This is a genomic window from Mesorhizobium sp. CNPSo 4661, from assembly GCF_057784215.1.
In genome coordinates this window covers 45,040-62,792 of the sequence record NZ_JBWGIO010000022.1, presented here as the reverse complement: position 1 = coordinate 62,792, position 17,753 = coordinate 45,040, and the positions used below count along the sequence as shown (strand labels likewise).

General features: G+C 63.3%; 18 protein-coding genes and 1 pseudogene. 12 read left to right on the top strand and 7 right to left on the bottom strand.

Features of this window, described 5'->3' with window-relative positions; translation table 11 throughout:
• Nucleotides 1–74: 74 nt before the first annotated feature.
• The 3 genes from AC0YKC_RS28270 to AC0YKC_RS28260 are packed head-to-tail and all read left to right on the top strand — an operon-like array spanning nt 75 to nt 2,886.
• Nucleotides 75–653, top strand: a complete 579-nt coding sequence (locus AC0YKC_RS28270) for a TetR/AcrR family transcriptional regulator (protein ID WP_488513480.1) — start codon at nt 75–77, stop codon at nt 651–653.
• Between the two features lie 46 nt (nt 654–699).
• A complete protein-coding gene (gene fabF / locus AC0YKC_RS28265; protein ID WP_488513458.1) occupies nt 700–1,989 on the top strand; it encodes a beta-ketoacyl-ACP synthase II in 1,290 nt (429 codons plus the stop codon).
• 48 nt (nt 1,990–2,037) lie between these two features.
• The gene (locus tag AC0YKC_RS28260; protein WP_488513457.1) at nt 2,038–2,886 is read left to right on the top strand and encodes an alpha/beta fold hydrolase; all 849 of its coding nucleotides are present in this window, start codon (nt 2,038–2,040) and stop codon (nt 2,884–2,886) included.
• A 345-nt stretch (nt 2,887–3,231) separates the two neighbouring features.
• Here the strand turns inward: AC0YKC_RS28260 and AC0YKC_RS28255 are convergent, their stop codons facing one another.
• From AC0YKC_RS28255 to AC0YKC_RS28240, 4 genes are all read right to left on the bottom strand, one after another.
• Nucleotides 3,232–4,095 carry a class I SAM-dependent methyltransferase gene (locus tag AC0YKC_RS28255; protein ID WP_488513456.1) on the bottom strand — a complete coding sequence of 288 codons (864 nt, stop codon included), beginning with the start codon at nt 4,093–4,095 and terminating at the stop codon, nt 3,232–3,234.
• A 75-nt stretch (nt 4,096–4,170) separates the two neighbouring features.
• Nucleotides 4,171–4,986, bottom strand: a complete 816-nt coding sequence (locus AC0YKC_RS28250; protein ID WP_488513455.1) for an oxidoreductase — start codon at nt 4,984–4,986, stop codon at nt 4,171–4,173.
• Nucleotides 4,987–5,111: 125 nt separating this feature from the next.
• Complete coding sequence (locus AC0YKC_RS28245) at nt 5,112–5,957, bottom strand: alpha/beta fold hydrolase (protein WP_488513454.1); 846 nt, start codon at nt 5,955–5,957, stop codon at nt 5,112–5,114.
• Nucleotides 5,958–5,965: 8 nt separating this feature from the next.
• On the bottom strand, nt 5,966–6,859 hold the full coding sequence (locus AC0YKC_RS28240) for an NAD(P)/FAD-dependent oxidoreductase (protein ID WP_488513453.1): 894 nt from the start codon (nt 6,857–6,859) through the stop codon (nt 5,966–5,968).
• A 134-nt stretch (nt 6,860–6,993) separates the two neighbouring features.
• Between AC0YKC_RS28240 and AC0YKC_RS28235 the strand changes: the two genes are divergently transcribed.
• On the top strand, nt 6,994–7,638 hold the full coding sequence (locus tag AC0YKC_RS28235) for a TetR/AcrR family transcriptional regulator (protein ID WP_488513452.1): 645 nt from the start codon (nt 6,994–6,996) through the stop codon (nt 7,636–7,638).
• 352 nt (nt 7,639–7,990) lie between these two features.
• Nucleotides 7,991–8,689, top strand: coding sequence for a winged helix-turn-helix transcriptional regulator (locus tag AC0YKC_RS28230; protein WP_488513451.1), 699 nt, complete (start codon nt 7,991–7,993; stop codon nt 8,687–8,689).
• A 74-nt stretch (nt 8,690–8,763) separates the two neighbouring features.
• Here the strand turns inward: AC0YKC_RS28230 and AC0YKC_RS28225 are convergent, their stop codons facing one another.
• From AC0YKC_RS28225 to AC0YKC_RS28215, 3 genes are read right to left on the bottom strand one after another with little or no spacing between them, the layout of a single operon-like run.
• Complete coding sequence (locus AC0YKC_RS28225; protein ID WP_488513450.1) at nt 8,764–9,540, bottom strand: amino acid ABC transporter ATP-binding protein; 777 nt, start codon at nt 9,538–9,540, stop codon at nt 8,764–8,766.
• Complete coding sequence (locus AC0YKC_RS28220; RefSeq protein WP_488513449.1) at nt 9,540–10,199, bottom strand: amino acid ABC transporter permease; 660 nt, start codon at nt 10,197–10,199, stop codon at nt 9,540–9,542. Before AC0YKC_RS28220 ends, AC0YKC_RS28225 begins: the two co-directional genes overlap by 1 nt.
• A complete protein-coding gene (locus tag AC0YKC_RS28215) occupies nt 10,189–10,848 on the bottom strand; it encodes an amino acid ABC transporter permease (protein WP_112394160.1) in 660 nt (219 codons plus the stop codon). The genes AC0YKC_RS28220 and AC0YKC_RS28215 overlap by 11 nt, the downstream gene beginning before the upstream one ends.
• A gap of 389 nt (nt 10,849–11,237) precedes the next feature.
• Between AC0YKC_RS28215 and trbB the strand changes: the two are divergent.
• The 7 genes and pseudogenes from trbB (at nt 11,238) to trbL (ending at nt 17,752) form a co-directional block, all read left to right on the top strand.
• Nucleotides 11,238–12,221 (top strand): annotated as a pseudogene (trbB, locus tag AC0YKC_RS28210) (P-type conjugative transfer ATPase TrbB).
• On the top strand, nt 12,218–12,550 hold the full coding sequence (locus AC0YKC_RS28205) for a TrbC/VirB2 family type IV secretion system protein (protein WP_488513448.1): 333 nt from the start codon (nt 12,218–12,220) through the stop codon (nt 12,548–12,550). The pseudogene trbB and the gene AC0YKC_RS28205 overlap by 4 nt, the downstream one beginning before the upstream one ends.
• On the top strand, nt 12,550–12,831 hold the full coding sequence (locus tag AC0YKC_RS28200) for a VirB3 family type IV secretion system protein (RefSeq protein WP_488513447.1): 282 nt from the start codon (nt 12,550–12,552) through the stop codon (nt 12,829–12,831). The genes AC0YKC_RS28205 and AC0YKC_RS28200 overlap by 1 nt, the downstream gene beginning before the upstream one ends.
• Nucleotides 12,832–12,841: 10 nt before the next feature.
• Entirely contained in the window at nt 12,842–15,292 is a 2,451-nt protein-coding gene (gene trbE / locus AC0YKC_RS28195; RefSeq protein ID WP_488513446.1) for a conjugal transfer protein TrbE, read from the top strand.
• Complete coding sequence (gene trbJ, locus AC0YKC_RS28190) at nt 15,289–16,047, top strand: P-type conjugative transfer protein TrbJ (RefSeq protein ID WP_488513445.1); 759 nt, start codon at nt 15,289–15,291, stop codon at nt 16,045–16,047. The genes trbE and trbJ overlap by 4 nt, the downstream gene beginning before the upstream one ends.
• A gap of 11 nt (nt 16,048–16,058) precedes the next feature.
• Nucleotides 16,059–16,376 carry a putative entry exclusion protein TrbK-alt gene (gene trbK-alt / locus AC0YKC_RS28185; protein WP_488513444.1) on the top strand — a complete coding sequence of 106 codons (318 nt, stop codon included), beginning with the start codon at nt 16,059–16,061 and terminating at the stop codon, nt 16,374–16,376.
• A gap of 2 nt (nt 16,377–16,378) precedes the next feature.
• Nucleotides 16,379–17,752 carry a P-type conjugative transfer protein TrbL gene (trbL, locus tag AC0YKC_RS28180; protein WP_488513443.1) on the top strand — a complete coding sequence of 458 codons (1,374 nt, stop codon included), beginning with the start codon at nt 16,379–16,381 and terminating at the stop codon, nt 17,750–17,752.
• Nucleotide 17,753: the final 1 nt, after the last annotated feature.

Below are 17,753 nucleotides of genomic sequence, written 5' to 3'. Positions count from 1 at the left end.
TCACGTCGAATTAGATTGTGTTCACACTCTATATCTGGTATAGATTACGAACGCAATCAAAAAGGAGACCGATGATGCGTGTGACTCGCAGTCAGGCTGAGCAGAACCGGCAAACCGTGATCGATGTGGCAAGCCGGCTTTTCCGCGAACGTGGATTCGACGGCATCGGTGTCAAGGATCTGATGGAGGGCGCCGGGCTGACCCAAGGCGGATTCTACAAACAGTTCGCCTCCAAGGACGACTTGGTCGCGCAGGCGTCCAGGCGAGCATTGGAAAGCGCCGCAAACCGGTGGTCGGCCGCGGTCGCGGCGAGCCCTGAGGACCCACTTGGCGCGGTGATCGACTTCTATCTCAGCACGGGGCACCGCGAAGAGAGAATGGATGGCTGCCCCGTGGTCGCCCTCGGCTCCGATGCCGCCAGGCAGGGCATCGAGGTTAAGGCCTCATTCGAAGCCGGGATCAGGGACTACCTCAAAATGCTGGGTCCATGGGTTGGCGAAGCCGGGGGCGAGGAGGCCGTGGGCAAGGCCATGGCCATTCTCTCGACCATGGTCGGCGCGGTCGTCCTTTCGCGGACGGTCAACGATCCCGATCTCGCCAAGGCCTTTCTCGATGCCGCGGCCGATCAGGTGCGCGAAGCGGCCGCGGCTTGAACGGCGTGCTTGGCGCGGCCGACAGGCCCAAGCGATAGGAGAACAGATGCGACGGATAGTTGTAACAGGCATGGGCGCGGTGACACCGCTTGCCGCCAATGTCGAAGCGTCCTGGTCGCGCCTCCTGGCCGGCCGCTCGGGGCTTCGGAAGCTTCCGGACGACATGGTGGGCGACCTGCCGGCCAAGATCGGCGGCGTGGTGCCCTCCGTGGAGGAAGACGCCGAAGCCGGCTTCGATCCGAATGCCATCCTGGTGCCAAGGGACCAGCGCCGGGTGGACCGCTTCATTCTGTTCGCGCTGGCGGCGGCGGATGAGGCGCTTGCGCAGGCGGGATGGGCGCCCGTCTCGGAGACCGACCGCTTGCGCACGGCAACGATCATCGCTTCGGGCGTCGGAGGCTTCCCCGCCATCACCGAAGCCGTACGAACGGTCGATCAGCGTGGTGTGCGCCGCCTTTCACCCTTCACGGTGCCGTCCTTCCTGGTGAACCTGGCGGCGGGCCACGTCTCGATCAGCCATGGTTTCAAAGGTCCGCTCGGCGCGCCGGTGACGGCGTGCGCGGCCGGCATTCAGGCGATCGGCGATGCGGCTCGCCTTATTCGTGCCAATGAAGCCGACATCGCCGTGTGCGGAGGCACCGAAGCATGCATGAATGTCGTCAGTCTGGGCGGCTTCGCAGCGGCACGCTCGCTTTCAAACTCCTTCAATCACCGCCCCGAAGAGGCCTCTCGTCCATTCGACGTATCGCGCGACGGTTTCGTCATGGGCGAAGGCGCCGGCATCCTGGTCATCGAGGAATTGGGCCATGCGCTGGCGCGGGGCGCCAAGCCGCTCGCCGAACTTATCGGCTATGGCACGACGGCCGATGCTTATCACGTCACCTCCGGTCCCGAGGACGGCGATGGCGCGCGTCGTGCCATGGAGATCGCGATTGCCCAGGCCGGCATTTCGCCGCGTGACGTCAACCATCTCAACGCGCACGCGACCTCCACGCCAGTCGGCGATCTGGGAGAAATCGCGGCGATCAAAAGCGTTTTTGGAACAGATTTCTCGATCGCCGTCAGCGGCACGAAGTCGGCGACCGGACACCTGCTCGGAGCCGCGGGCGGCCTTGGGGCGATCTTCACCATCCTGGCGCTCAAGGACCAGGTGGCGCCGCCGACACTCAATTTGAGCGCTCCCGATCCGGCCGGCGACGGCATCGATTTCGTCGCGAACCGGGCTCGGCCGATGGCGATCGACTACGCGATCTCAAACGGCTTCGGCTTCGGAGGGGTCAACGCCAGCACGTTGTTCCGGCGCTGGACGGTCGAAGCTGGCCAGCACGCCGGTTGATCGAAGTCAGATTTCCTCGTTTCAACCACACCAAAGAAGAGAGATAGAATGTTAGCCTCGCCCACATCCAATCAGGGCCTTCTGCAAATATCGGAAACGCTCAGTCTGCGTTATCAAAAGACCGGCAATGGACCGCCATTGGTCCTCATGCATACGATCCGCACCCAGCTCGAATATTTTCGCAGTTTGGCGCCTCTCCTCGCGAAGTCGTACACGCTTTATGCCATCGATCTGCCTGGACACGGTCATTCGCCGATCGACCCCCTCGCTCCTATGGATGAGCCCTATTTCAGGCAAGGCGTCGTCGGCTTCATCGAGAAGCTCGATCTCAACGGCGTGACACTTGTCGGCGAATCGATCGGCGGCGCATTGGCTCTCACGGTGGCGGCCGCAATACCGAAACGGATCGAGCGCGTCTTCTCTAGCAACCCTTACGACTATGACACCCGCTATGGAGATGGCTTGCGGCGGGGCAATTGGTTCGCGAACCTCATTATCGGGAGTTTGCAGATACCTGTTCTTGGCGCATTCAATGCCGCGATCGAGAACAAGATGGTGCTCGGCAAGATCATGGGCGGCGGATATCACGATCCGCGTAAACTTCCTTCCGACCTTCTGACCGAATTCGGCAACGTGGCGAACCGCCCTGGATACAAACGTTCCGCACGCAAGGTGCTGGCGGGCTGGCGATCCTGGGGCAAGGCACGGGATCAGTATCGGCTGGTCTCAGCGCCCGTGACGCTGATTTATGGTGCCAACGACTGGTCGCGCCCCGATGAAAGGGAGCGGACCCGGGCGCTGCTCCCTGGCGCACGCATGTTCACACTCAAGGATACCGGACACTTTTCGGCCGTGGAGAATCCATCGGAATTGGCGCGCATCATACTGGGCGGCTAGCTGCTGAAACTCGACAGGTTCATCACGAGAGATGGTGACGCTGACGCCTCCGAAGCGGTTAGCGAAGGCATAGTCTATGGTCATCGGCCTGCCCGTGTTCACGAGGAAGTCGATCCCGCCGTCGGCCGGATCGGGCACATTCAGAATAAGCGTCGGCGGCGCTACCTGATTCTTGGGCGCCAGGATCTCGAAGATGGCGCCCAGCCCGCCGGCGGCGCCGATTCCCGTTGCCGAATTTGTTGCGCTCACCGCAATGGCGGAATCGCGTCCGAACACGAACACGCCCTCATCTGATCTCGCCGACCGGCCAAAGACGCCGGGGCGTCCTACCCCTGCTAATCCTTGTCAGCTTGCCGGATTGCGCGCCATGACGATCCACGCCGCGCCGCCCATCTTCACCGACCGCTCGCCGGGGCGGGCCGCGAAGACGGCACGAACCGCGGCCGAGGCGCGGGCGCGTATGTCGTCGGGCTGATCAGCGAGCGTACGTGCCAGCGGGCCGACCTCGAGCGTCATCTCCACCGCGTCGTCGATCGCCGTGTCCCGCGTCGCGCCCTCGCCAAACGGGACGGAAGCATCGAAGGGCGAGATAGCGATATTGGTGAAGCCCGCCGCCGTCAGGATGCGCGCCACCCGGCCCCGGTCGCCGAACGAGAACGGGCCGGGTGCTTCGGGATCGGGCGGCGCGGTCGGCGGGACGATGCCTCCAATTGCGCCCATCGGCAGGCGCATCCAATCGTTCTCGGCCACGCCGCGCCAGCAGACGAAAGCGACCCGCCCGCCCGGCTGGAGGGCGCGGCGCATATGGGCGAACGCCCCCGTCGGATCGTCGAAGAACATTACCCCGAAACGCGAGAACAGAATGTCGAACGCGCCCTCGGGCAACTCGGCGCTGCTGGCGTCGGACACTTGAAACAGGGCCGGCGTATCCTGTGGCGCAAGCGCGCGCGCCCGATCGATTAGCGGTTCGGATATGTCCACGCCCAGCACTTGGCCCGATGGGCCGACGAGGGCGGCCAGTGCCAGACTCGACGCACCCGCGCCGCAGCCGACGTCCAGCACGCGCTCGCCTGTCGCGGGCGCGGCCGCTTCGATCGCGGCTTGGCCGAACACCGCCATCATGGCATCGAGCCGGGCCTGGTAAGCGACCCAGCGCTCCCCGCTTTGGCCTTTCCAGTCGGCTACCTGATAAGCATTTTGCTCTGCCATGCCGTATCCCTGTTCTGATCCGTTCTTAACTAAGCTCTCCCTCCGGCTCGAAACGAAAGCCGGCTGATCCTTGCATCAGACTGGCAATCCGTTTTGCTTCCGCAAACTCTTGTCGAACGCGGCTTCGGGGACGAAACGGCGCAGGAGACTGACCCGTCGCGCCATTTTTCCCGCCGCGTAGCGCCGCTTCGGAACGAACGCGGTCCCCGCTTCGACAATCGTCCTGGCGACGACTTCCGGGGCGTCGCCGGTTTCTATCGCTTTCCTATTGATCACGTTCATGCTGGCGCGCGTGGCGTCATAGACGTCAAGCATTTGGTCTGGTCTGGCTTGGTTTTCTTCAAATGCCGTCCTTGTATAGGCGGGCTCGACCAGCACGACGCGAATGCCAAAGGTGCGAAGCTCGTGGTCAAGCGATTCGGAATATCCTTCGATGGCATGCTTGGTCGACGCATAAACGGCGGAATAGGGAGCCGGGATCAAGCCCAGCACCGAACTCACATTGATAATTCTGCCTTTTCTCTGCTGGCGCATGGCCGGCAGCACCGCCTTGGTCATGCGTAGAACGCCGAAGACATTAACGTCGAACAGCGCCTGCGCCTGGGCTGTTGAGGACTCCTCTGCGGCGCCGAGAAGACCCATGCCAGCATTGTTGACAAGGAGGTTGATGCGGCCGGCCTCGGCCAAGACCCGCTCGACCAGTTTCGCGACGGACTCGTCGTCGGTAACGTCACAGGCCAGAATAGTAATACCGTCAGATCTCTCAGCCACTGCGCGGCGGCTGGTTCCGAACACCCGAAAGCCGGCAACCTGCAAGGCTTTGGCAGTGGCGAGACCGATGCCAGAGGATGCACCGGTCACCACGGCGACGCCAGGGTTAGTCGTATTCATGAGGATCACTTCCTTTTTTACTCTTCAGAGGCATGGACGTTCCTTTAGTGCCGCCGTGCATCAGCCCGCTCACTTCCCGCCGTCGAGGAGCTTCGTTCGACGTATTTCGTAAGGCTGAAAGGACGCTACCCGGCCCATGCCGCAATCCGTTCCGCTATCGCCTCGGGGGCCTCGATGTGGAGGAAGTGGCCGACGTCAGGGACGATCTCCATCGCGTGCCGGGCTGCGAACCGATGTCGGTCGTCGACCTGCGCGGGGAGGATGCAGCCGTCGTTGGCACCGTGAAGCTGCAACATGGGCACCGTGATCGGCCGAGACATGCGGCGCGTCGCGCCAAGCATGCCGGGTCGCAGCATTGCCCGGTAGTACTTTAGCGGCGCGGGCATGCTCGCTCGCAGGTGCTCGTGTAGCTCCGCCTTGAGAGCAGGATCGAGCGAGAAGCCGGGTGACCACTGACGCCAGAGGCGGTCAATGAGGGCGAGATCGCGGGCGGTAGCGATCCAGCCGCTTCCCGGCAGTTGAAAGAGCCCCATGTACGAGCTCCGGCGCAACTGAGCGGGGTCCATCAGCCGGCTCATGAAGGTGAGTGGGTGCGGGATTGCGAGCGTGACCGCGCGTTCAATCCGCTCCGGCGCGGTGACGCAGGCATCGTATGTGATCAGGGCGCCCCAGTCGTGGCCAATCAGCTCCACGGGTCGCCCCGGAGACCAGCAGTCGATCAGCGCGAGCACGTCGCTGGTGAGGGCTGCGAAATCGAACGGCCCCGCAGTCGGGGACGGCGCGTAACCGCGAAGCCAGGGTGCAACGACGTAACGTTTACGGCGACCGAGCTCGGCAAGGAAGGGCTTCGCGGTCGGCGGATGGTCCGGGAAGCCGTGCAAGACGATCGTCCGTTGGCCATCGGGATTACCACCCTGCAACGCGTGAAAGGTGCCGTGTGGCAGGTCGAAAGTGACTTGTACGAACTCCATATCGCTTCTCAAACCAGCATCGACTGCTGCGCAAAGATACCCGCCATCGCGCCTTGCCATGTTGCCGTGGTGACCGAGGGGATTCCGGGGTTGGCGAGGTCGCCGGCGGCGTAGATGCCGGGCCTGCTGGTTTCGCGGCGCTCGTCGGTCTTGATAGCTATGCCGACTGGCGTATCGACAGTGGTGAGGCCCAGTGATTCATGCAGGCTTGCGGACGGCTTGTTATGCGGATGCGCGAACAGGATATCGACTGCGACATCGGGGCCGGTATCGAGCTTGATAGTGGCATTGTGGTCCCCGTGACGGGCGATCCCGGTGATCCGGCCATCAACGACAGGTACCTGTCGGTGCGCCAGATCGGCCCGGATATCGGGTGCAATGTCGTGACCATCTGCGAAGACAGTCAACCTGTCGGTCCAATCGTGGAACAGCCTGACCTGATTCATCGACTGCGGACCCGACCAGACGAGGCCCCAATGCTGGCCAGCGACTTCGAAGCCGTCGCAATAAGGGCACGGGATGATGGATGTGCCCCAGCTTTCGGCAAAGCCCGGAACATCAGGCATCTGGTCAACAACGCCATAGCTCAGGATCAGGCGGCGCGCGCCAATGCTCTCGCCATCGCCAGTCAGGACGGAGAAATTGTCGATGGTACCGGAGATGCTGTCGGCCCGAGCATTGAGTAGCCTGATCGCAGGATAACGCGCCAGTTGCTGCCGCGCCTCGGTCAGGATGTCCGATGGTGGCTTGTGATCGTGGCCGAGTACTCCGTGCGAGCGGCCTGCGAAGCGATTGCGCGGCAGGCCGGTATCGAGAACGGTGACCTTGCGCCGGGCACGGCCGAGTTGGAGGGCGCCGGCGAGACCGGCAAAGCTGCCGCCGACGATGATGACGTCATCCATGGTGATAAGCTCCGTGTTGTGGATGGAGGGGTTGGGCTCGGGCTGGCTGAAGCCTATCCATTGGCTTGCACATTTTAGATACTACATGGTATCGTAATGCAGGAATTAGGATACTGTCAAGGACTGGAATTGTCGTGACCGAAAACACTCAGGGCCGGCGCGGCCGGCCGGCCAACGAGGCGCTTGGCCAAACGATCGTCGACGCCGCAGGCGAACTCTTTGCGGAATTGGGTTTCCAAGCGACGACCTTGGACAAGGTCGCCCAGCGAGCGAAGATATCCAAGCTCAGCATCTACAGGCACTTCGAGAACAAGGAGGCGCTGTTTGGCGCGGCGTTTGCGGCCCGCTGCCATCAGTTAATACCACAGGCCCTTTTTGGAGGTGTCGAGGGTTCGGCCGAAGATCAGCTCATGGCGGTGGGATCATCGCTGCTTCGCACGCTGTTGCGACCGGAGGTCCGCAATGTAGAAGCCATGGTCGTGGCCGACATGACGAGTCAAAAGTCGTTGAGCAAGCTCCATTACGAAGCCGGACCCGCCCACATCGTCGCCCAAATCGAGGCCCTGTTGCGTCAGTTGCACGCGAAGGCGGCTCTGAACGTGCCCGATCCTCTCCAGTCCGCCCGCTTGTTTGCCGCGCTTTTCAAAGGCTCCGATCTCTTGATTATCGCACGCTTCGATGAGGCGAGAGCAGAGGACGACAACGAAATCGAATCCTATTGCCGGTCGGCCGTCGCCATGTTTATCGCCGCGCATGGCAACGACCACGCGGGCGGATAGCCTAGGCGTTCTGATGTAGGATGCTCGCGTTGACATCAACGCAGCTATTATCGCTGGGCAGCGGGCTGACCGGCAGAGTAACCGCTACCCTCGCTCCGTTAGACTTTAGTGCCGACTTAGCAGCCCGTCAGCTTTCGGGGAGCTGCAACAGTGGTCTGAACGGCAAAATAGAGGCGCAAAGCTGCCGTCCACATTCGATGCATTCCCGCTTTGTCCATAAGTACCCGAAATCTCGGGCTAAGGTGCGATTCAGAAAGGTCGAAAAGATTCAAGGAAACCAAGGGATATTGTCATCGCGCCCACTTGCGCGGTAGTCAGCCCTATGACGTCTCAAACTCTGTTGGTGGACTCAATGAAGCCGCTGGTCCTGATCTCCTCGAAGGACCCGGATTTTTTCCTGGTTTTCGGGCATATCCTGTCGGTAGCTGGCTTCGAGATTCGGCTGATTTCGGGAGACCGGGAAATCGCACGCGCCATCGAGACGGCATCCCCGCTTGCCGTGATCATGGACTGCCATCCAGGCGACCGTGCCGTGGTCAAACAGTGCATCTGGTTGAAGTCTAGCGCCGCAACCAAAGCGACTCCGGTCGTGAGCCTGGTTGCCCCGCGTTCGGGCAAGTTGCATCTCGATTTGATCAAGGCTGGCGTCGACGAGATATTTTCCCGGCCCTTCGCCCCCGAACAGCTTCTGGCCTGGCTGCATGGCAAAGCGGGCCTTGCGAAGCTATCGCGCGAAACGGACGCGGGTGAGTTGGTGCAGGGCGATTTCCGGCTGGAGCGACAAACGCACCGGACATTCTTCAAGCAAAAAGAGATCGTGATGCCACCGATCGAGTTCAAGCTTTTGCGCAGCCTTTTGGCGCAGCCTGGCAAGGTCTTCAGCCGCGAGGAACTGGTCGCGACCGCGTGGCCTGAACATGCCGCCGCAACCGACGTGCGGGGCGTCGACGTTCATATAGCCAGACTGCGCAAGAGGCTTCGGGCGTCCGTGGGAAGCGATGTGATCCGGACGGTCCGCTCGGCTGGCTACGCCTTCGCACCGGAGTGGTAACCTGCTTGGCGATTCCGGCATTTGGCGCGCTTGCGCGCCGATTGCCGGCACTCAGCATCCACACGCTTCGGCTCTCAATGGCTCAGGATGGTATCCAGGAACAGCCGGGCGCGTGGATGAGCGGCTTTTGAGAAAAAGTCTTTGGACGAGGCATGCTCGACGATGCGGCCTTCGTCCATGAAAACGATCTCATCCGCGACTTCGCGTGCGAAACCCATTTCATGGGTCACGCAGACCATGGTCACTCCGCTTCCCGCCAGCGCGATCATGACGTCCAGGACTTCCTTGATCATTTCCGGGTCGAGCGCCGAGGTGGGTTCGTCGAACAACATGATACGGGGATTGAGGCAAAGCGCGCGCGCGATTGCCACCCTTTGTTGTTGACCGCCCGAGAGCTGGGCCGGGTAGGCTTGCGCTTTTTCGGGGATGCTCACCGCTGTTAGATGCTGCATGGCGATCTCTTCGGCCTCCCGTGCCGGTTTCAGGAGAACCCGGCGCAGCGCCAGCGTGCAATTGGCAAGCACGGTGAGGTGCGGAAACAGGTTGAAGCTCTGGAACACCATGCCTGTCTGCCGGCGCGCCTTCGCGGTATCGCGGCCACCTTTGTCCAGCGTTGCCGCTTCGAACTGAATCGTTCCCTTCTGAAAAGGCTCGAGACCGTTGACGCAGCGGATCAAGGTCGACTTGCCGGAGCCGGACGGTCCGCAAACGACGATGCGTGCGCCCCCTCGTACCGAAAGATCGATGTTTTTCAAAACGTGCAGGGCGCCGAACCACTTGTTGAGGCTGTCGATCCGGACATGATCGATGGATTGAACGGCCTGGACTGGATGTGGGGCTTGAGCGAGCATCAGCGGCGTCCAGCGGCAAGCAGGCGTTGCTCGATGCGCTTCACGCCATAGGCCATGACCAGCGCCAGGGCGAGAAACAGAATGCCGGCAACGGTCAGCGGCTCTGCGTATCGATAGGTCTCGGAAGCGATATCGAAGGCGCGTCCGAGCATTTCGGGCACGGCCAGGATCGCGAGATAGGGCGTCGCCTTGAGGATCGAAACGAGATAGTTGCCCAACGGTGCGGCGACGTTGCGCAACATCTGCGGCGCGATGACGAAAACGACCGTGTCGCGGCGGGTGAGCGACAAGGCTCTGGCCGCTTCCTGCTGGCCCTTCGGGATCGCGTCGATGCCCGCTTTGAACACCTCCGCCAGATAGCCGCTGTAGTACAGGCTCAGCCCCAGTATGCCGACTGTCATGGCGCCAAGTCGGACCCCGTAGAAGGGCAGGACAAAATACAGGAAATAGAGCCAGGCCAGAACCGGCGTCGAGCGGATGAAGTCGATCAGGAAGCGGACGGCGAGGCCAGTCGCACCGCCGCCGCGGCGGATCATTTCGAAAGTGAAGCCAAGCGCCGATGCGCCGAGGCAACTCAACACCGTTGCGAGCAGGGTCGTTCCGATCGCCGCGATGATCGTCGGGACGGTCGATAGCGCGAAATCGAGGTTAAATCCCACGCGGCGTTCCTCTTTCAGGATTGACCCGCGCCTCAAGCCAGCGGCCGGCGAGTGCGATCGGATAACAGACGACGAAGAAGGCCAGCAGCAGGGCCGAATAGATCGCGACCGGATCGTAGTCGGTCTGCGCGATTTCCTTGGCGCGGAAGGTCATGTCCGTCAGCGTGACCAGCGAAACGAGGGAAGTCGCCTTGACCAGCTGGATAAGGTTGTTGACGAAGGTCGGGCTCATCGCGACCAGCGCCTGCGGCAGCTCGATCAGGAGCAGGATCGCCGGGCGCGAGAGGCCGAGCGCCATGCCAGCCTCGCGTTGGCCGGCGGGCAGAGACTGCAGCCCGGCGCGCACCGCCTGGCTGGCATAGCCGCCGGTGTTGAGACCGAGCACCAATGCACTGACGGTCAGCGCCGACAGGGTGACCCCCATCACCGGCAGCACGTAATAAAAGAAGAAGAGCAGGACGACGACCGCTGAGCTGCGCCAGAATTCGATCACGGCGGTAACCAGGAAGCGCGTCATGCCGGTGGTCAGAAACTGCGCGACGCCGAAGACGAGCGCGAAGGGGACGGCAAAGACCAGGCCATAGGCCGTGACCTCTGCGGTGATGCCCAGCCCTTGCAGAATGCCCAGCCAGATCTCGAGCATGCTCATGGGGTGCCACCACTCTTCGTCGAGGCGTGCGGCAACGATGTCAGTATCGTTTCGGCGCGCCGGAGGAGGGCGGTTTTACGCCGAGACATCGCACCCTCCGGACCGGACCTCATGACACCCTCCGCGCCGTGGAAAGAACGATCGCCTGTAGGGGCAGGCCATCGACGGTTCTCTCATAAACCCGCCGGGAGTCGTGTGTCAATAAACATGAACTTATTGTTGCGAAAGTTCATATGATAACATTGCTGCCATCGGCGCCGCCGATGGCCGGTATTTGCACGCTACGCTACGATGACGGCTCAAACCCGTTGAATAGGACTGCTTCAGGCTCTTTTGATCATCCCCGACCGGGCGTTGTTTGACGCTTGCCCGGCTCAGACGGGGACAGGATGGCTACATCGCACAATGATACCGAGGGACGCGCGCGCAGCTCGCGCATGCTGCGCACCGCGCTCGGACCCGCCATCGCCCGGTTTCTCGACGATCCCGCGATCGTTGAAATAATGCTGAACCCGGATGGGCGTATCTGGGTGGATCGGCTTTCGGAAGGTCTGGCCGATACGGGGGAAACGCTGGCGCCTGCCGCTGGCGAGCGGATTGTGCGCCTGGTCGCCCATCATGTCGGCGCCGAGGTCCATTCCCGTTCCCCGCGTGTCTCGGCCGAGTTGCCGCAAACCGGCGAGCGTTTCGAGGGCTTGTTGCCGCCTGTCGTCGCAGCACCCGCCTTCGCGATCCGCAAGCCTGCGGTGGCCGTGTTCACGCTCGATGACTATGTCGCGGCAGGTATAATGTCCGCCGGTTAGGCCGCGATATTGCGCGCCGCGGTTGCCGGTCGCGCGAACATCCTTGTCGCCGGCGGCACATCGACTGGCAAGACCACCCTCACCAACGCGCTGCTCGCCGAGGTGGCCAAAGGGATGGATCGGGTCGTCATCATCGAGGACACAAGCGAACTCCAGTGCGCCGCGCCCAACCTTGTCGCCATGCGCACCAAGGATGGCGTTGCCACGCTCGCCGACCTGGTTCGCTCTTCGCTGCGCCTGCGGCCCGATCGCATTCCCGTCGGCGAGGTGCGTGGCTCCGAGGCCCTCGATCTCTTGAAGGCATGGGGAACCGGGCACCCCGGCGGCATCGGCACCCTTCATGCGGGCTCCGGCATCGGCGCCCTGCGCCGCCTTGAGCAGCTTATCCAGGAAGCCGTCGTCACTGTCCCGCGTGCGTTGATCGCCGACACGATCGGCCTCGTCGCCGTCCTGTCCGGACGTGGCACCGCGCGACGGCTCAGCGAACTCGTCCGGGTCGAGGGTCTCGGCCCTGACGGCGATTATCGCATTGCTGAAGCCACACCGATCAACCCAGGAGAAACCTCATGATCCGCCTCCTTGCACGCTGCGACCGCCATATGGCCGCGGCGGCCACCGCCCTTGCCGTCAATCTCCTGGTCGCGTCGAGCGCCCATGCGTCAGGCTCCTCGATGCCGTGGGAACAGCCACTCGAAAAGATCCTGCAGTCCGTCGAGGGACCGGTCTCCAAGATCATGGCCGTCATCATCATCATCGTCACCGGCCTGACGCTGGCCTTCGGCGACAGTTCGGGCGGCTTCAGGCGGCTCATCCAGATCGTTTTTGGCCTTTCGATCGCCTTTGCGGCGTCGAGTTTCTTTCTGTCGTTCTTCTCGTTCGGCGGCGGAGCGTTGATCTGATGACAACCGCTCTCGAACAACTCGACGCGGTGCCGGGGTGGACGGTGCCCGTCCACCGGGCGCTGACGGAGCAGATCCTGCTCGGCGGCGCGCCGCGCGGCATCGCGATCCTGAATGGCACGCTGGCGGGCGCGATCGGCCTTGGGCTGCGGCTGTGGCTGGTCGGCATCCTTATCTGGGCCATCGGACATCTCACGGCGGTATGGGCCGCCAGGCGCGATCCTCTGTTTTTCGAGGTTGGGCGCCGACACCTGCGGCTCCCCGGACATCTTTCGGTTTGAGGGCGCCGCCATGATGAGCCTTGCCGAATACCGCCGGACCGCTGCCCGCCTTGCCGACTATCTGCCTTGGGCAGCACTCGTCGCGCCGGGCGTCGTGCTCAACAAGGATGGCAGTTTTCAACGCACCGCGAGGTTTCGCGGGCCAGATCTCGACTCCGCCGTCGCGGCCGAGCTTGTCGCGGTGGCGTCGCGCATAAACAATGCCTTTCGTCGCCTCGGCTCGGGCTGGAGCATCTTTGTCGAAGCGCAGCGGCATGAAGCCGCCTCCTATCCCGAGAGCCAGTTTCCCAATGCGGCCTCCAGCCTGCTCGATGCCGAGCGCAAGGCCGATTTCGACGAGGAGGGGGTTCATTTCGTATCGAGCTACTTTCTCACATTCCTGTTCTTGCCACCGCCGCAAGACGCCACGCGCGCCGAGGGTTGGCTTTATGAGGGTCGCGACCAGTCGGACGCGGATCCGGGCGAGATCGTGCGCGCCTTTGTCGACCGGACAGAGCGCGTACTGTCCCTGCTCGACGGGTTCATGCCGGAATGCCACTGGCTCGATGACGGCGAAACGCTCACCTACCTGCATTCGACGATCTCGACCAAACGCCACAAGGTGTGCGTCCCCGAGACGCCGATCTATCTCGATGCGCTGCTGGCCGATGAACCGCTCGCCGGAGGGCTCGAGCCGCGGCTTGGCGACAAGCATCTTCGCGTGCTCTCGATTGTCGGCTTCCCGACCGCCACGACACCCGGCCTGCTTGATGACCTCAATCGGCTGGCCTTCCCCTACCGCTGGTCGACCCGCGCCATCCTGCTCGACAAGGTCGATGCCGTCCGCCTGTTGACCAGGATAAGGCGGCAATGGTTTGCCAAGCGCAAGAGCATCGCCTCGATACTCAAGGAGGTGATGACCAACGAAGCGTCAGCCCTCCTCGACACCGACGCCGCTAACAAGGCGGCCGACGCCGACACTGCGCTGCAGGAGCTCGGCGCCGACATGGCGGGCATGGCCTATGTCACCGCGACCGTCGCCATATGGGACCCCGACCCGCGCGTGGCCGACGAGAAATTGCGGCTTGTCGAGAAGGTCATCCAGGGCCGCGACTTCACGGCGATTGCCGAGACCGTCAACGCCGTCGACGCCTGGCTCGGTTCCTTGCCCGGGCACGCCTACGCCAATGTCCGTCAGCCGCCCATCTCAACGCTCAATCTCGCCCATATGATGCCGCTGTCCGCCGTATGGGCGGGGCCGGAACGGGACGAGCATCTGGCCAGTCCTCCCTTGCTTTACGGCAAGACCGAAGGCTCGACCCCGTTCCGGTTGGTCCTTCATGTCGGCGATGTCGGTCATACGCTGGTCGTCGGCCCCACTGGCGCCGGAAAGTCGGTGCTGCTCGCGCTGATGGCGCTGCAGTTTTGCCGCTACCGCAACGCTCAGATTTTCGCCTTCGACTTCGGCGGCTCTATCCGCGCCGCCGCGCTCGCCATGGGTGGCGACTGGCACGATCTCGGGGGGCATCTCACCGAAGGCTTGGACGCCTCCGTTTCGCTGCAGCCGCTCGCCCGGGTTCACGACACATATGAGCGCGCCTGGGCGGCTGACTGGATCGGCGCGCTGCTGATGCGCGAGGGCATCCAGATCACCCCGGACGCAAAGGAGCATATCTGGGCGGCGCTGACGTCGCTTGCCTCGGCTCCCGTCGAGGAGCGCACCATCACCGGGCTCAGTGTGCTCTTGCAAGCCAATGACCTGAAACAGGCATTGCGCCCATACTGTGTCGGAGGCGCTCACGGCCGATTGCTCGACGCCGAGGCCGAACACCTCGGCCAGGCATCCGTGCAGGCCTTCGAGATCGAAGGACTGGTGGGCACGCAAGCCGCGCCGGCTGTCCTGTCCTATCTGTTCCATCGCATCGGCGATCGGCTCGACGGGCGTCCGACGCTGCTTATCATCGACGAAGGCTGGCTTGCCCTCGATGACGAGGGATTTGCCGGGCAGTTGCGCGAGTGGCTGAAGACGCTGCGCAAGAAGAACGCCAGCGTCGTCTTCGCCACCCAGTCACTTGCCGATATCGGCAATTCGGCCATTGCGCCGGCGATCATCGAAAGCTGTCCAACCCGGCTTTTGTTGCCCAACGAGCGCGCGGTCGAGCCGCAGATCACCGCCATCTACCGGCGCTTCGGCCTGAACGACCGCCAGATCGAAATCCTGGCACGAGCGACACCCAAGCGCGATTACTACTGCCAGTCCCGTCGCGGCAACCGTCTCTTCGAGCTCGGCCTGTCCGAGGTCGGGCTGGCACTTTGCGCCGCGTCGTCGAAGAGCGATCAGGCCCTGATCGGCAGCATCATCGCCGAGCATGGCCGCCACGGCTTCCTGGCGGCCTGGCTGCGTGCCCGCGACATCGGCTGGGCCGCCGACCTCATTCCCGACCTCACCGTTCCCGAACCTGAAAAGGATTCCCAACCATGACTGTTCGTCAAAGCCGCCCACGCGCCCTTCTCATGGTCGCGGCGATGCTCGCTACGCCGGTCGCCATCTCGCCGATGATGACTGCGCCGGCATATGCCTTCATCGTGTTTGATCCATCGAACTATTCCCAGAATGTTCTGACGGCCGCGCGTTCGCTGCAGCAGATCACAAACCAGATCACCTCGCTTCAGAACCAGGCCCAGATGCTGATCAACCAGGCGCGTAACCTGGCCAGCCTGCCTTTGTCCTCGCTGCAGCAACTGCAACAGTCGGTGCAACGCACGCAACAGCTTCTCGGGCAAGCACAAAACATCGCCTTCGACGTCCAGCAGGTCGACAAGGCCTTTCAGCAGCAATACGGCGGCGTCTCGCTTTCTGCTTCCGACCAGCAACTCGTCACGGAGGCGCGCTCGCGCTGGCAAAACACGGTGGGCGGCCTTCAGGACGCCATGCGCATCCAGGCGGGCGTCGTTGGAAACATCGAGACCGGCCGCGCGCAGATGTCGGCGCTGGTCGGCGCCAGCCAATCGGCGACCGGAGCGCTGCAGGCGGCGCAAGCTGGCAATCAGCTTCTTGCGCTCCAGGGCCAGCAGCTCGCGGACCTGACCGCTGTGGTCGCCGCCAACGGCCGCGCCCAGGCGCTGACCGAGGCCGAGCGTGCCGCCGCGGTCGATCAGGGCCGCGAGCAACGCCGCCGCTTCCTGGCGCCAGGCTCCGGCTACGAGGCCGGCTCGGTCCAGATGTTCAACCGCTGAGATCGATGGCCATGGACGGAAAAACGCTCGCTCGAATGGTGGCTGTCATCTTTGTCGCGGCCGCCATCACTGCGGCCATACTCGGTCTCAGCCGGAAGGAGGACAAGCCGGCGGGCGAGGGCGCGCGCACGACCGCAGGCTTGATGCCTAACCCGCTTCGCGAAGGTCTGCGCCGCTGCCAGGTCCTCGGCGAGGCTGCCCTGCGTGACGATGGATGCGCGCGGCTGTGGGCCCAACAGCGCGACCGCTTCCTCGGTCTCAAAGAGCCATCGGGGCGTTCGATAGGCGAGCCGGACGCGCCACATGCTGCCCTGCACGAGGCCCGATAAATATGGGCAATACCGGTGTCATCGACCAATTCCTGGCCACCTTCACCCGCTACATCGACAGCGGTTTCGGCCTGCTCGGCGGCGAGGTCGCCTTCGTCGCCACCACGCTGATCGTCATCGACATGACGCTCGCCGCGCTCTTCTGGAGCTGGGGCGCCGATGACGACATTCTTGCGCGGCTTGTCAAGAAGACGCTCTTCGTCGGTGTCTTCGCCTATCTGATATCCAACTGGAACGGTCTCGCTCAAATCGTATTCGAGAGTTTCTCCGGTCTTGGTCTCAAGGCGAGCGGAACCGGTTTCTCGGCACAGGACCTGCTGCACCCCGGCAAGGTGGCGCAAACCGGTCTCGACGCGGGACGACCATTGCTTGAGGCGATCTCCGGTTTGATGGGCTACGTCTCCTTCTTTGAAAACTTCATCCAGATTGCTTGCCTGCTCTTTGCCTGGGTGCTCGTCCTGCTCGCCTTCTTCATCCTGGCCGTGCAGCTCTTCGTGACGCTGATCGAGTTCAAGCTGGCGACGCTGGCCGGCTTCGTGCTGATCCCCTTCGGCCTCTTCGGCAAGACCGCCTTCATGGCCGAGCGCGTGCTCGGCAACGTCATCTCGTCCGGCATCAAGGTTCTGGTGCTTGCCGTCGTCATCGGCATCGGATCGACGCTCTTCGGCGAATTCACCCAAGGCTTCGGCGGCGAGAACCCCACCATCGACCAGGCCATGGCGATCGTGCTGGCGGCGCTGTCGCTGCTTGGCCTCGGCATCTTCGGTCCCGGCATCGCCAACGGCCTTGTCGCTGGTGGACCGCAGCTTGGCGCCGGTGCGGCCGTCGGCACTGGCCTTGCCGCGGGCGGCATGGCGGTTGCGGGCCATGGCGCGGCCGGCCTGGCGGCGCGAGGTGGGACAGCCGCATTCTCGGGCGCGATGTCAGCCGCGCGTGGCGGCACGTCACTCGCTGGCGACGCCTCGGCCGCCTATAGGCGTGGCGCCGCGGGTCAGGCTGGCGCGGCAGGCATCGCCTCCGGCTTGGGCGGCATTGCGCGTGCTGGCGCTTCGGCAGCCTCCTCCCCGCTCAAGCGCGCTGCCGCAAACACCGGTCAGTCGCTTAAGTCCAGCTTCGCCTCCGGCGCCAGTTCGGCCGCTGAAATCATCAGCGGTTCGTCGACCACCATGGGAACGATCGGCGGCGCCGCGTTGTCAACCGATGCTCCTGCGTCCGGCGCGGGCAAGCCATCGAGCGCTCAAGGGCAGCCCGAATGGGCCAGACGCCTGCAGCGATCTCAGCGCCTCGCTCACGGCGCCCAGACCGCCGCCCATGCAGTGCGCGCCGGCGACAGCCATGGCGGCGGCGCTTCGATTTCTCTTTCCGAAGGCAAATGAC